Origin of the sequence: Nocardia sp. NPDC049737, from assembly GCF_040674755.1 — a bacterium.
Classification (GTDB): Bacteria; Actinomycetota; Actinomycetes; order Mycobacteriales; family Mycobacteriaceae; genus Nocardia.
In genome coordinates this window covers 84,732-98,237 of sequence record NZ_JBFANH010000031.1, presented here as the reverse complement: position 1 = coordinate 98,237, position 13,506 = coordinate 84,732, and the positions used below count along the sequence as shown (strand labels likewise).

Below are 13,506 nucleotides of genomic sequence, written 5' to 3'. Positions count from 1 at the left end.
TCGGGAACCCGTAAAATTCTGTTCTATGAGTACAACCCTGGTCGAGTCGGCGCGGAACGTGACGACCCGGGCGAGATCCGTCACCGTCTTGCTCGGTCCAGCCTTCGTAGCGGCCATCGCCTATGTCGATCCCGGCAATGTGGCGTCGAATATCAGCGCGGGCGCTCAGTTCGGCTACCTACTCGTGTGGGTCATCGTGATGGCCAATGTGATGGCCGGACTGGTGCAGTTCCTATCGGCGAAGCTGGGGTTGGTCACCGGGATGTCGCTACCGGAGGCGGTGCGGTACAAGTCGAGTCGTCCGGTACGCCTTGCCTATTGGGTGCAGGCCGAGACCGTAGCGGTGGCCACCGACCTGGCCGAGGTGGTCGGCGGCGCGATCGCGCTGAAGCTACTGTTCGATCTGCCGCTGCTGCTCGGCGGACTGATCACCGGTGTGGTTTCGATGGCACTGCTGCTGGTGCAGAACCAGCGCGGGCAGAAGCCGTTCGAGCGGGTCATCACCGGTCTGCTCGCCGTCATCGCCATCGGCTTCCTGGCCAGCGTGGTGATTTCGCCGCCGTCGGTCTCCGGCACCGTCGGTGGTCTGCTGCCGCGGTTCCAGGGCGCTGAAAGTGTGCTGCTCGCAGCGGCCATGATCGGCGCGACCGTCATGCCGCACGCGGTGTACCTGCACTCCGGATTGGCCCGTGATCGGCACGGTCAGCCCGAAGTGGGTCCGCTGCGGGCACGGCTGCTGCGGGTCACCAGATACGACGTCGGACTGGCCATGGTGCTCGCGGGCACGGTCAATATGGCCATGCTGCTGATGGCCGCGAATACCCTGCGCGGCCGCGAGAATGTCGACACCCTCGAGGGTGCGCACGCCGCTGTCGGCGATGCGCTCGGTCCCGTCGCCGCGCTACTGCTCGCGATCGGCCTGCTGGCCTCCGGGCTGGCATCGACGTCGGTCGGCGCGTATGCCGGGGCAATGATCATGGAAGGCCTGCTGAACCGTAAGATTCCGCTCTTGGTTCGGCGGCTGGTCACCCTGATCCCGGCCATCCTGATCCTGGCGATCGGCATCGATCCCACTCGCGCACTGATCATTTCGCAGGTAGTGCTGTCCTTCGGCATCCCCTTCGCCCTGATCCCCCTGGTCCGCTTCACCAGCGACCGCATCCTGATGGGCGCCGACGTCAACCATCGCGTAACCACCGGCCTGGCCTGGCTCGTCGCCATCATCATCAGCCTGCTGAACGTGGCCCTTATCTACCTGACCGTCACGGGCAACTAGGCGAACAGCGTGCGCTGGGCATAGCCCGTATCGAAATACTCACGGGCTTCGGCGATCTTGCCGTCCTCGACCCGGAAGACGATCGCCACATTATTGGCATACGGTTCGCCCGCCTTGGTGGTCGCGCGGGTGGTCCATTCGGCGACCGCCTGCGCACCGTCGGCCAGCACGGTCCGCACCTCCTGTCCGATCGGCTGCGACACGTCCATCCGCTCGATCATCTGCGCGACGAATTGCCCGAAGATCTCCTCGGGGCCGGTCCAGGTGCGCGCGGTCGGCAGCTCGCCGAACAGGGTCCAGGTCGAATCCGGGGTGAAGAACCCGGCGGCGCGTGCGGCGTCACCGGATCCGAGTGCCTCGATATAGGCCAGGATGGTGGCGCGGGTCTGCTCGGTGGTCGACATGATCGCTCGCTCCTTCAGGCGATGGTGAGGATCGCGTTGCCGCGGATCCGGCGGTTGTTCAGATCGGTGAGCACGCTCGCCGTTTCGGCCCAGTCGGCGACCCTACCGAGTTCCGGATGCAGGCGACCGGTAGCCGTCAGGTCGACCAGCACGCGCAGATCCTCGGCATCGGTGGTGTCGGCGACCCAGTGCGGAAAATGCCGCAGCGTGAACGGTGTGACCGCAAGGTATTCGAAGAAGCTGAGCCGGATCGGTTGCAGGCTGGCCTGACCGAACCACAGCACGGTACCGCCGGGTGCGATCCGGGCGAGCGCGGCGGCGAAGACATCGCCGCCGACCGATTCGAAGATGACATCGAAGCGACCGTCGGCGTCCGCGACATCATGGACGACGGCCGCGCCGAGTTCGGCCAGCCGGGCGCCGCGTTCGGGCGATGCTGCCACCGCCGTCACCGAAATGCCTGCGGCCGTTGCCAATTCCACCAGGTAATGACCGACGCCGCCGGATGCGCCGGTGATCAGCGCCTGCTTGCCCGCCGGGGCCTCGACGTGCCGAAGCAGACGCAATGCGGTCAAACCCGCGAGCGGCAAGGCGGCCGCACTGGTGGCGGCAAGGGTGTCGGGCAGTTCGGCCAGTGCGGAGGTCGGGACGGCTACCCGCTCGGCCCACCCGCCGCCCTCGGCATGGCCGACCACCCTGGTTCCGACGGCGGGCCCCGATCCGTCGGCGGCGGCCGCGACGACCCGGCCGACAACGTCCTGTCCCATGACGGTGCCCGGTACGGTCGGCGTGCCGTAGGCACCGGTCATGGCGAGAATCTCGCCGCGGTTCACCGAGAACGCCTCGACCCGGATGACCGCCGCATCGGGGGCGGCCGTGGGTTCGGTGACCTCGACGAACCGCACCAAGGTCGGATCACCGGTTGCTGCAAGGGCCTTCATCTGACTTCCTCCTGGTCATTGCTACGAAAACGACACTAAGAGGGCTGGTTTCCAGATGAAAGAAGGCAGTAATTAGTGGTATAGGTACCTGGTGGATACCAACGATCTCATGGCATACGACATCTTCAACCTGAACTGTCCGTCCCGCGCGGTGTTCGATCGGCTCGGTGAACGCTGGACCGGGCTCGTGCTGCTGGCCCTGAAGCCGGGAACGCTGCGCTTCTCGCAGCTGCGTAGGCAGGTGCAGGGCATTACGCAGAAGATGCTCACCCAGACGTTGCGCGGTCTGGAACGCGACGGCATGGTGTCGCGCACGGTGTATCCGACCGTGCCGGTCACCGTCGAATACACGCTGACACCGCTCGGCCATAGCTTGAGTGCCGCCGTCGATGTGCTGCGGGCCTGGGCCATCGAGCACATCGACGAAATCGACGCGGCCAGAGCCGAATACGAGCAGGCGGGCTGATCACACCCAGTTTTCGATCCAGTACTTCCAGATCACCGGAGCATATGCGGCCAGGGGCGGCACCTTGATGTCGGTGCCCGCCAGTGCGGCGGTGGCGTTGCGGCAGTCGAACCAGCAGCTGAATTCGCTGTGCTCCAACACATCCTGGGGGACGCCGACGCGGGGTAGTAGCCAGCTCGTGCCGGGAACGCGCAGCATCATCTCCAGGGTGCGCTTGGGCATCACCTCCACCAGATGCGGCGCACCGGCCTCGTCGGCGAACAGATTCAGCGCCTCGGCCGCGCTCTGTCGGCGCGGATCGGCCAGGTGGTAGGTGGTGTGGTTCGAGTCGGGCCGGTGTGCGATGTGGGCCAGTGCGCGAGCCACGAAATCGACCGGGACCATATTGGTTTCACCCAGCTTCGGCACCAGCACCGGCAGGATCCTCGGCAGCTGCGCGGCCATCCGCAGCAGCCGGAAGAAGTAGTAGGGCCCTTCGATTCGATCGATCTCACCGGTGCGCGAATGTCCGATCACGATCGAGGGCCGATAGATCCGCCAGCCCAACCCGGATTCGCGCACGATCTTCTCGGCTTCGAATTTCGCCCGCTGCATGGGCGAACTCAGCACCTGACCCTCGTCGAACATATCCTCGGTGAACAGGCCGTCGAACCCGCCCGCCACATCCACCGTCGAGACATGGTGCAGCAGAGTGGCTTTCAACTCTTGCACGACATCGACGACATGTCTGGTGCCGTCGCCGCGTTCGGCGAGGTCATAGCTCGACGCCAGATGGAAGACATGCTCGATCGAGCCCCGATGCTCGGCGATCCAGGCCGGATCGATGCCGAGCCTGGGCGCTCCCATATCCCCGTGTACCGCCCGCACCCGCTCCCCGCCCATCCATTCCCGAGCACAGCAGGTATACCGGTCCGCCGAATCATCCCCCGGCCGGACCAGCACATGAATATCCCGCTCCCGTTTCAGCAGCTCGGGAATAAGAAATCGACCGATGAACCCAGTTGCTCCGGTAACCAGGTAAGCCATAGCCGATCAACATAGTCGCTCGTGCGGGCACGCTTGTGTCCGGGATCACGCTCCGCCCTCGGGACGGTCGCCGCACCTGTGGTCGGCGCGGCCCCCGCGCATCACTCGCTAGGCAGCGGTAAGCCGTGGGACGCTGACGATCCCCGCACGGAGCTCGGTTCGATGCTCGCTCGCCGACCCGATCAGTCGGCGAAGACCGGCTTGCGCTTGGTGAGCATGGCGGTCGCGCCCTCGAAGAAGTCGGGGGACTGGAGCAGTTCGCTCTGGCCGGACTTTTCGGCGGCGAGCGCGGCGTCCAAGGCGGGCAGTGTCGCGGCGTTCAATGCCTTCTTGGTGAGTTCGAGGGCGCGGCGCGGGCCCGCGGCGATCTTGGCGGCCGCGGCCTCGACCTTGGCGTCGAGTTCGTCCTGCGGGACCACGGCGGTGAACAGTCCGGCCGCCTTGGCCGCCGGCGCGGGGAGTCGCTCGCCGAGCAGAGCCATTTCCGCGGCCAGCGGTCGGCCGGCCGCGGCGGCGACCATGGCTGCCGCACCGCCGTCGGGCATCAGACCGATATTGATGAAGGCGAGCAGCAGATAGGAATCCTCGGCGGCGTAGACCAGGTCGGCGGCCAGCGCGATGCCGACACCAACACCCGCGGCCGCGCCCTTGACCCGCGCGATGACCGGAATCGGCGCGTCCACAATCGCTTTCACGAGCCGGTTGGCCGCATCCATCACCATGTCCGAAGTGATCCCGCGCTGCGCCTCGGCGGCCGATGCGGCAAGATCGGCGCCGGTGCAGAAGTCGCCGCCCTCGCCGGTCAGTACGATCACCCGCACCGAACGGTCCTCGGCGGCGGCGAGGAAGGTGTCACCGAGGGCGACCATGGTGTCGTAGTCGATGGCGTTCTTGCGCTTGGGCTTGGTGAGCGTGACCCGGAGCACCTTGCCGTCATTGACGGCACTGAAACCCGCGGATGTGGTCGCGGAATCGGGGTTGCTCATTTGGTGCTCCTGGTCTGGAATCCGGCGGGGCATTCCCATGAATGGTGGTTAACTTTGCGAATTGTGGTTAACTTAGGATGATTTGTCCGGCGCTGTCAACCAACGGCGCCGCACCGGAACGGAGAGCTACATGGTCGCGGATCGCAGCGAGGTCGGTCTCGCTTCCGCGCGGCCCGACGCGGGTGGGAACAGGACGGGGGCGGAGCCGGCCCAGACGGTGCGGCGTCGCCCGAAGGATCGCAAGGTCCAGATCATCCGGGCCGCCGCGCGTGCATTCAGCGAACGCGGGTATTACCCGGTCGGCGTCGACGAGATCGCCGCGGAGGTCGGCATCTCCGGGCCCGCGCTGTATCGCCACTTCGCGAACAAGTACGCGCTGCTGGTCGCGGCCGCCGAAGAAGGTGCCTTGCATCTGCTGAAGGTCGCGCGCGCCGCGGACGATCCGAATCTGGAGCCGCAATCCCGGCTCGACGCGCTGATCAAGGCGATCAGCGAACACACCATCGATATTCGTCGCGAGGCCGGACTGTACCGCTGGGAGCGGCGCTACCTGGAGGCCGACGACCGCGCCCGGATCAGGAAGGTCTACGACGCGCTCAACGCGACGCTCGCCGAACCGATCCGACAGCTGCGTCCCAGCGCACCGCCCGCCGACGTGGCAATGCTCGCCGCCGGCGTGCTGAGCGCCATCGCCAGCATCTCCTCGCATCGCACCACGCTCGCCACCGCCCGGCTGATGCCACTGCTGCGCGAGATGAGCTGGTCGATCCTGCGCGCTGAACTGCCGCCCGCACCGACCGAGCCCACGCCCGGACCGGCCACCCGCGGCCTGCCGGTCACCTCGAAACGCGAACAGCTGCTCACCGAGGCGATCCGGATCTTCGGTCGCCAGGGCTATCACGAGGCCAGCATCGAGGAAATCGGCGCGGCCGTCGGCATCAACGCCTCCAGCGTCTACCGGTACTTCAGCAGCAAGGCCGATCTACTCGCCGCCGCCTTCCACCGCACCGGCGACCGGGTGGCCATCGCGATCACCGAGGCGCTGGCCGAGGCCACCAGCCGTCCGGACGCGGTGCGGCGCATTGCCTACCGCCAGGCCCGGCTCACCTTCGCGATGCCGGAGATCATGCCGGTCTACTACGCCGAATTCAGCAACCTGCCGCAGGCCGAACAGCACAAGCTGCGCGCCATCCAGCGCCAGAACGTGCTGGAGTGGGCCAACCTGCTCGACGGCGACTCGGTGGAGGCGCGCTTTCGCGTGCATGCCGCCATCGCTCAGGTGATCGACGTGGGCCGGTTGACCAAATTCGACCCACGCCCCGAACAACTGGCCCGAGTCTGCGCCCTGATGGAGGCCGTCCTTCTGGGCTGACGCTCGCACGATCGTCGCCCCCAACGGAGCGTGTCTTACGAGCGGCGTTCGCGGCCGGTCTCGCTTCTGAGTTGTCGAAGCGTATGCGCTGCAGGCGCGGGACTCGCCCTTGCAGCACGCGCGTGCATCAGGTGCTGTAGGGCCCGCCATTACGACCCCGATGGAGCGAGTCTCGACGGCACGGACGCGAGACACCAGGGGGCCGCGAACGGGTCGCGCCGCAGGCGCGGCAAATCAAACACCTCCGTGACGCATCCGGAAGATCGCTTTGGCCGTGCGCAGATGCCGTGAGTGCCGGTCGAAGGTGGACAGATTGACCGGGGCCCGATACCGCTTGCGTGCGATCGCCAACGTCCGGCTGAACTCGCGCAGTCCCTGATCGCCGTGATGGTGTCCCTGTCCGTATTCGCCGACCCCACCGAAGGGTAGCGCCGGAATCCCGGCATACGTGGTCGAAGAATTGATGGTCACAACGCCGACCCGCAGTTGCTCGGCGAAGGATTCGATACCGTGCACATCCCGGGTGAACACCGACACCGCGACACCATTGCCGACCGCGTTGATCCGCTGCGCCGCCTCGTCCATATTCGCGACCCTGTTGACGATCAGCAATGGCCCGATGCCTTCGCCGGTGATCGCGAGGCTCTCCTCCGGCACCTCGGCCAAGACGATCGGTTCGATATAGGGGTCGCGAATCGAATCCAGTCCGCCGACCACCGCGCGCCCGCCCTTGGCCACTGCGTCGCGCACCTGCTTGCGCACCACCTCGACCTGCGATTCCAGAATCATCGGACCGTAGGACGCGCGCTTATCCGCACCGGGCCGCAGCCGCCGCGCCTGTTCGATCACCAGTTCCAGGAATCGGTCGTAGACGGAGTTGGCGACATAAGCCCGCTGGATGCCGGTGGAGTTCTGGCCCGCATTGGCCATCGCGCCGAATACCGCGGCCTCGGCGGCCTCGTCGAGTTTGGCGTCGACGTGAACCACCATGGTGCCCTTGCCGTTCCGTTCGACCACCACCGGCGTCAAGGTCTGCGCGCACAGCGTGATCACCTCGCGTGAGCCCGCATCCGAACCGGCATAGGCGATTTTGTCCACCTTTGCCCGACATAGAGCCGCGGTGGTGGCGTGATCCCCGGTAACGACCTGCAGCACAGGCTGATTCGGCGCCAGTTTGTTCCAGCTGTCGGCCAGCCAGACCCCGACGCCGGTGGTGAGTTCATCGGGTTTGAACACCACGGCATTGCCCGCGGCCATCGCGTAGGCGATCGAGCCCATCGGGGTGAAGACCGGGTTGTTCCACGGCCCGAGCACGCCGACCACGCCGAGCGGCAGATAGCCGACGGAGGCGTGCTGATTGCGGGTCAGCCAGGTGGCGCCGAGCTTGCGTCGATCCAGCACGCGTGCGGCATTGCGGGCCGCCCAATCCAGATTCTCGACGGCGAGCATCACCTCGATTGCCGCGTCCGCCTCCGGTTTTCCGGTTTCCTCGCACAGGATTTCCACCAATTCGCCTGCGCGCCTGGCGATACTGCGCTTCCAATCCAGTAGCCAGCGTTTGCGGGCGCTGAATCCCAGCTCCGCCCACCACTTTTCAGCGGAGCGTGCGGCGCGTACGGTGCGGTTGATTTCGCCCGCGCCCATCACGGCGTAGTTGCCGACGATTTCGCCGGTGCGCGGGTCATAGGACGTCAGCACGTTCGGTCGGCCCGATCCTCCCGTATGCGCTGCCAGCCTCGGCTGCGCGGTCTCGGCCATGGTCACCTCTCGCAGGGTCGATCCGCCGCAGGTCGCTGAACGCTTGGCGAAGCAGCGCTGCCGCAAACGAGTGAGTGCGTTTCCCCCGTCTAGCAGACTATGGGCGCCGCGACGGCCGGACAAGGTGTCGCTACCGCCCCTACGCTGCCCCTCGAGGGCCGTCACCAGCGGCGTTCTCCGGTCGGGTGGGTCGGCGGAAAGAAATGTGAGTAAGCACACACTTAGGCTGCAGTCCGCTGGGTATGGCGCGGTCTGCCCTGCAGGGATGGCTCTGCCGGTAACATCACGCGTGGCGACAGGGATCACCAACCGGGACGTATTCATGCCCACGCTTTTGGCGACCCGCGGTCGCCGCCCCGGCCCCGCGAACGCCGCCGATCAGACACAGTGGAGAGTTGATGCCGAGTTTGAACCAAGCGGATTCGCATACCAGCGAGCCACCACCCGTCGATGGTGGTGACGCGGCGGTCGCGGTTGCGGATGTCCGGAAGTCATTCGGCGATGTGCACGCGCTGCAGGGCATCAGCTTCACCGCCGCGCGGGCGAGTGTGCTCGGCATCCTCGGGCCCAACGGTGCGGGCAAGACCACCATGGTGAAAGTGCTGTCGACCCTGCTGCGCCCGGACTCCGGCACCGCCGTGGTCGCGGGCCACGATGTGCTGAAGGATCCGGCGGGTGTGCGCCGCTCGATCATGATGACCGGCCAGTACGCCGCGCTCGACGAGAACCTCTCCGGCCGGGAGAACCTGGAATTGTTCGGCCGACTCATGGGACTTGGCAAATCGGCCGCCCGCAAGCGCGCCGACACCCTGCTCGAGGAATTCGACCTGGTGCACGCGGGCCGTCGCGCGGTGCGCCATTATTCCGGCGGTATGCGTCGTCGGGTCGATATCGCCTGCGGATTGGTGGTGCGGCCGGAGGTGGTCTTCCTCGACGAGCCGACCACCGGTCTGGATCCGCGCAGCCGGCAGGGCGTGTGGGATCTGGTGACCGCGCTGAAGAATCAGGGCATCACGGTGCTGCTCACCACGCAGTACCTCGAGGAAGCCGATGTGCTCAGCGACAACATCATCGTCATCGATAAGGGCACGGTGATCGCCGAGGGCACCGCCGACGAACTCAAGGAGAAGACCGGCGGCAGCTACTGCGAGGTGGTCCCACTGGTTCCGGGTCAGCTCGGCAAGGCCGCCAACGCACTCGGTGATCTGGTGCCCGCCGCCGTACTCGCCGATATCGATGGCGGCGACCGGATTTCGATTCCCGCCCCCGACGGCGCGGCCACGCTGTCGGAGGCATTGCGTAGGCTCGATGCCGCCGGGATCCAATTGGCCGATATCGCACTGCGCAGGCCGTCGCTCGACGATGTCTTCCTTTCCATCACCGGCCATTCGGGCGGCCACTAGTGAGTTCCGGAACCGTCGAGCGGGCCGATTCGGCGCTGCTCTTCGCCGAGCTGCCCGTGGCCAGGCTCTCTTACTTCGCGCAGTGGCGCGCGCTGGCCGGACGCATTGTGCGGACCATGGCCGTCAAGGGCGAACTGATCGTCGCGATGGTCACCCCGCTGGTGTTCACCCTGGGCTTCTATCTGCCGCTGCGGTTCGTCATGAAGTTCCAGGGTATCGACTACGCCCAGTTCGTCATGCCGATCATCGTGCTGCAGACCATGGCGTTCACGATGATGTCGAATGCGCAGCTGTCCGCATACGAGGCGCTGACCGGTCTGAGCACCCGACTACAGACGATGCCGATCGGCGCACTGGTGCCATTGAGCGCTCGCATCGGCGCGGGCCTGGTGCGTTCGCTGACCGCGCTGACCGCGGCGATCATCTTCGGCTACATGATCGGCTTCCATTTCATCGCCGGACTCGGTCAGGCCGTGCTGTTCTGTGTGTTCTCGATCGCGGTCGGTACCGTCCTCGCACTCGGTGCGGACGCGCTCGGCAGCCTGACCAAGAGTCCGGAATCGCTGAGTCAGGCATTGACGCTGCCCACCTTGATCTTCGGCATGCTGTCCTGCGGATTCGTCCCGGAACGCAGTTTTCCGATGTGGATCCGGCCGTTCGTGCGCAATCAGCCGATCTCCCAGTTCTCCTTCGCGCTGCGCGATATGGCGCATGACGGGGTGAGTTGGGATGTGCTGTGGGTGCCGCTGACCTGGCTGGGCGGTATGGCGATCGTCTTCACCCCGTTGGCGATCTGGGCGAGTGTGAGGCGGTCATGAGTTCGGTCGAGACCTTGGAGCGCATCGAGGTGGACGGATTCGACCCGCTGCCGCGGGTGGCCACGCCATCCGAACGCGCGCTGTCGACCTGGATCGCGCACAGCCTGATCCAGTGCAGGCGGTTGCTGCTGGTGTGGGCGCGCGATCCCGCGACCACCATCCAGACGCTGATCTATCCGGCGCTGACACTGTTCATGTTCCGTGTCGTGCTCGGCAATTCGATTACCGCGGCCACCGGTAAACCGAGCATCTACGGACAGGTCGCGCTGATCACGCTGGTCGCGGCGATGTCCGGTGCGGTGGTCAGCGCGCTCGGCTTCAAGGGCGAGAAGTACACCGGACTGCTCGGTCGGTTCTGGACCATGCCGGTGCACCGGGCGGCCGGACTGACGGGCAGGCTCTGCGCCGAAGCGGTCCGCGTGCTGGTCACCACGCTGTTCGTGATCGTGGTCGGCTTCTGCCTCGGTTTCCGCTTCGGGCAGGGTCCGCTGGCGGCCATCGCGTTGATCGGCATTCCGGTGCTGTTCGGAGTCGGCTTCGCGGTGCTGGTCACGGCGCTGGCAACCATTACCGAGGGCGTCATGCTGGTCAGCATTATCGGCATCGTCAATACCCTGCTGATGTTCTTCAATTCCGGGTTCGTGCCGGTGATCGCCTACCCGACCTGGTTGCAGGACGTGGTCGCGAATCAGCCGATGAGCTGCGCCATCGATGCGATGAAGGGACTGTCCTACGGCGGTGCCGTCGCCGACCCCCTGTTGAAGACCATCGCCTGGGTGCTCGGGCTCATCGTCGTGTTCGCGTACCCGGCGATCCGCGGCTACCAGCGCGCCGCCGAAACCGGCGCCTGACGTATCGGGTCCCCGCGGGTTCGGATGGCTCGCGGGTCCGGGTCAGCCGATCCGGCCTTCCTCGCGTTCGGCTGCGGCGAATTCGAAATCGGCCCAGCGGTTCCGGTTCGTCCAGCCGACCAGGTCGTAGCGCCAGCGAAACGGCCAGGTGCGGGCGACGGTGTTGAAGAGGACGGCGCCGAGCGCGGTGTAGTCGTCGTGGGCGGAGAGCAGGGCGCGCTGGCCGCGGGGGGAGGCGCGGAAGAAGGTGTCGAACATGGCGATGGACTGTTCGGTCGTCAGGCGGCCTATGCCCCAGAGGCCGCGCATGCGCATCCAGTACACCAGTCGGGCCTGCAGTGGCCAGAGTTCGGCGATGGGGTCACGGCCTTGTCGCAGGGCTTCGACGGCGGTGTCGACCAAAGCCAGCGAATCAGCGACGCTGTAGCCGGTGCAGGGATGCATCATGCCGCCGCGGGAGCCGAAAGGAATCGCCTGGGCGGTACCCTTTTTCGGCGGTGGCTGGTCGAGTGGGTAGTGCGCAGCCTCGGTCGGTTCGTCGCCTTTGAGTCGGATGCCGTGTGCGGCGAGACGATTCAGGGTGCGCCTGCGTAACTCGTGCTGCGGCATGCCGCCGCGCAGGCCGAGGCTGGTCTCCTCGAAGATCACTGTGCCGTCACCGAGCGGGACGGAATAGAGGAACGACGGCGGCTCATTCGGTCCCGCGCCGTTCTCCGCACGCCAATCCAGCAGCAGTCCCTCGCCTTCGGTCACCATGGGCGCGGCGGTTTCGGCGTCGACGAAGATGCCGTGCGCGCTGGCGGCTCGACGCCGTCCGAGTGTCGGCAGCCCGCGGGTATCGAAAACTGTTGTGGCCCTGAAAGTCGTGCCGTCCGCGAGCTCCAGCTCATTGGCCTCGACGCGAGTGGCCCGCCCGGCGATGACGGTGGCGTCGTCGAGCGGCAGGGCATCGCGCAGTCCGGTCTTCGAGAGCACGCAGTAGGGGCGGTCGATCCGATGCTCGGACTTCGTCCAGACCGTCGGCTTCGGAATGCGCGCGGCAATGGCGCTCGACGGCAACCACTCCGGCAGCTCATCGATCCAGCAGGAGAATGTGGGCATCCAGAGCCGGTCCGGCCGCGGATCGACGGCGGCGACGCGGAACCCGGCCAGCATCGCCCGATGCGCCAGCGCCCGACCGGTCGGTCCGAGCCCGACCACGCAGAGGTCGAATTCCCGGACCGCCCTGTCGCTCATATTCCGCATTCAATCCGCTCCCCCCGTTCGCCCGCAACAATGCTCCCCGTAGGTGCGGCCAACCGCACACCCCCGTGTGACCTGCACACCCGCTGAAAATAGTGTGTAGGTCGCGCAGTGGGTGTGTACCTCGCTGGCGCAGGGCACCGGCCGCGTCGGCGTTGGGACTTCGCCGCGTTCACGGTGTTGCCTACTTGGGTGTAATCCAAGTGGTGATGTCGGCGTGCACCACCTCGCGGCCGTGCTTGTCGTAGATGGAGACCGGGACGGTCAGCTCCTGCCCCTCGGTGATCTGGGTGAAGTCGGGTACCTCGGCCAGCTCGGCCACTGCGCGCAGACCGGTCTCGGCCTTGGCCAGGTACTCCACATTCATGGCCTTGGGAATCCAGCGGTGGGTATCGGGCACCGTGGCCTCGCTGAGCATTCCCATCGCCACCTCGGCCAGATTGCAGGCCGCGATCGCATGGAATGTGCCCAGGTGGTTGTGGATGCCGAACCACTTCGGCGAGGTCACCTCGCATAGTCCGGGCTCCAAACGCACGACGCTCGGCAGCACCGTGCCGAAGTAGGGCACCCGGGCCACCATGCCGAGCGAGAACAGGGTGTGCCCGAGCCGGTTGTCCGGAAGTTTGTTCCAGATCCGATGGGTCGCGGTCGGTTTCGTCATGCCCTTATCTTACTCGGAAGTAAGTTCGTGCGGGTAGCGACCGGGGCGCGCCCGGGATTCACAACCTGACCTGCTGAGGAGTCATTGGCGGGGGGCGGATTTGAAGTCGCCAACGCGGTCGGGCATACTGTTCGGGTTGCCTTGCACCGGGTCATGCCGTTCGACGGTTGTGGCGGGTGGTGAGGCGAGCAACACCCAATCGTGTACCTCGCTGGACATCCAGCGTGGGTGCGTCCGGGACAAACGTTCCAGGCCAGGTGAAGTTTCGAACCGGGGCCGAGGAATGAGCGGAGGGGCGACAC

13 protein-coding genes are annotated in these 13,506 nt (G+C 66.2%); 6 read left to right on the top strand and 7 right to left on the bottom strand.

Features of this window, described 5'->3' with window-relative positions:
* Positions 1 to 25: 25 nt before the first annotated feature.
* The gene (locus AB0J47_RS33810) at positions 26 to 1,276 is read left to right on the top strand and encodes an Nramp family divalent metal transporter (RefSeq protein WP_364355603.1); all 1,251 of its coding nucleotides are present in this window, start codon (positions 26 to 28) and stop codon (positions 1,274 to 1,276) included.
* On the opposite strand, the gene AB0J47_RS33805 is transcribed toward AB0J47_RS33810, so the two are convergent.
* On the bottom strand, positions 1,273 to 1,680 hold the full coding sequence (locus tag AB0J47_RS33805) for a nuclear transport factor 2 family protein (protein WP_364355600.1): 408 nt from the start codon (positions 1,678 to 1,680) through the stop codon (positions 1,273 to 1,275). The genes AB0J47_RS33810 and AB0J47_RS33805 overlap by 4 nt on opposite strands.
* A gap of 14 nt (positions 1,681 to 1,694) precedes the next feature.
* Complete coding sequence (locus AB0J47_RS33800; protein ID WP_364355597.1) at positions 1,695 to 2,621, bottom strand: zinc-binding dehydrogenase; 927 nt, start codon at positions 2,619 to 2,621, stop codon at positions 1,695 to 1,697.
* A 91-nt stretch (positions 2,622 to 2,712) separates the two neighbouring features.
* On the opposite strand from AB0J47_RS33800, the gene AB0J47_RS33795 reads away from it, so the two are divergent.
* The gene (locus AB0J47_RS33795) at positions 2,713 to 3,087 is read left to right on the top strand and encodes a helix-turn-helix domain-containing protein (protein WP_364355594.1); all 375 of its coding nucleotides are present in this window, start codon (positions 2,713 to 2,715) and stop codon (positions 3,085 to 3,087) included.
* Here AB0J47_RS33795 and AB0J47_RS33790 read toward each other — a convergent pair whose 3' ends face one another.
* Positions 3,088 to 4,113, bottom strand: coding sequence for an SDR family oxidoreductase (locus AB0J47_RS33790; RefSeq protein ID WP_364355591.1), 1,026 nt, complete (start codon positions 4,111 to 4,113; stop codon positions 3,088 to 3,090).
* A 182-nt stretch (positions 4,114 to 4,295) separates the two neighbouring features.
* Positions 4,296 to 5,099, bottom strand: a complete 804-nt coding sequence (locus AB0J47_RS33785) for an enoyl-CoA hydratase-related protein (protein ID WP_364355588.1) — start codon at positions 5,097 to 5,099, stop codon at positions 4,296 to 4,298.
* Between the two features lie 130 nt (positions 5,100 to 5,229).
* Between AB0J47_RS33785 and AB0J47_RS33780 the strand changes: the two genes are divergently transcribed.
* Entirely contained in the window at positions 5,230 to 6,471 is a 1,242-nt protein-coding gene (locus AB0J47_RS33780; protein WP_364355585.1) for a TetR family transcriptional regulator, read from the top strand.
* A 234-nt stretch (positions 6,472 to 6,705) separates the two neighbouring features.
* On the opposite strand, the gene AB0J47_RS33775 is transcribed toward AB0J47_RS33780, so the two are convergent.
* Complete coding sequence (locus AB0J47_RS33775; protein WP_364355621.1) at positions 6,706 to 8,229, bottom strand: aldehyde dehydrogenase family protein; 1,524 nt, start codon at positions 8,227 to 8,229, stop codon at positions 6,706 to 6,708.
* Positions 8,230 to 8,627: 398 nt separating this feature from the next.
* On the opposite strand from AB0J47_RS33775, the gene AB0J47_RS33770 reads away from it, so the two are divergent.
* Genes AB0J47_RS33770 through AB0J47_RS33760 form a run of 3 tightly spaced genes read left to right on the top strand, consistent with a single transcriptional unit; the run spans position 8,628 to position 11,301 of the window.
* Entirely contained in the window at positions 8,628 to 9,632 is a 1,005-nt protein-coding gene (locus AB0J47_RS33770; protein WP_364355582.1) for an ATP-binding cassette domain-containing protein, read from the top strand.
* Positions 9,633 to 9,682: 50 nt separating this feature from the next.
* Complete coding sequence (locus AB0J47_RS33765; protein WP_364355618.1) at positions 9,683 to 10,450, top strand: ABC transporter permease; 768 nt, start codon at positions 9,683 to 9,685, stop codon at positions 10,448 to 10,450.
* Complete coding sequence (locus AB0J47_RS33760) at positions 10,447 to 11,301, top strand: ABC transporter permease (protein ID WP_364355579.1); 855 nt, start codon at positions 10,447 to 10,449, stop codon at positions 11,299 to 11,301. Before AB0J47_RS33765 ends, AB0J47_RS33760 begins: the two co-directional genes overlap by 4 nt.
* Positions 11,302 to 11,343: 42 nt before the next feature.
* Here AB0J47_RS33760 and AB0J47_RS33755 read toward each other — a convergent pair whose 3' ends face one another.
* Entirely contained in the window at positions 11,344 to 12,537 is a 1,194-nt protein-coding gene (locus tag AB0J47_RS33755; RefSeq protein WP_364355576.1) for a lycopene cyclase family protein, read from the bottom strand.
* Positions 12,538 to 12,727: 190 nt separating this feature from the next.
* On the bottom strand, positions 12,728 to 13,204 hold the full coding sequence (locus AB0J47_RS33750; RefSeq protein WP_364355573.1) for a hotdog fold domain-containing protein: 477 nt from the start codon (positions 13,202 to 13,204) through the stop codon (positions 12,728 to 12,730).
* Positions 13,205 to 13,506: the final 302 nt, after the last annotated feature.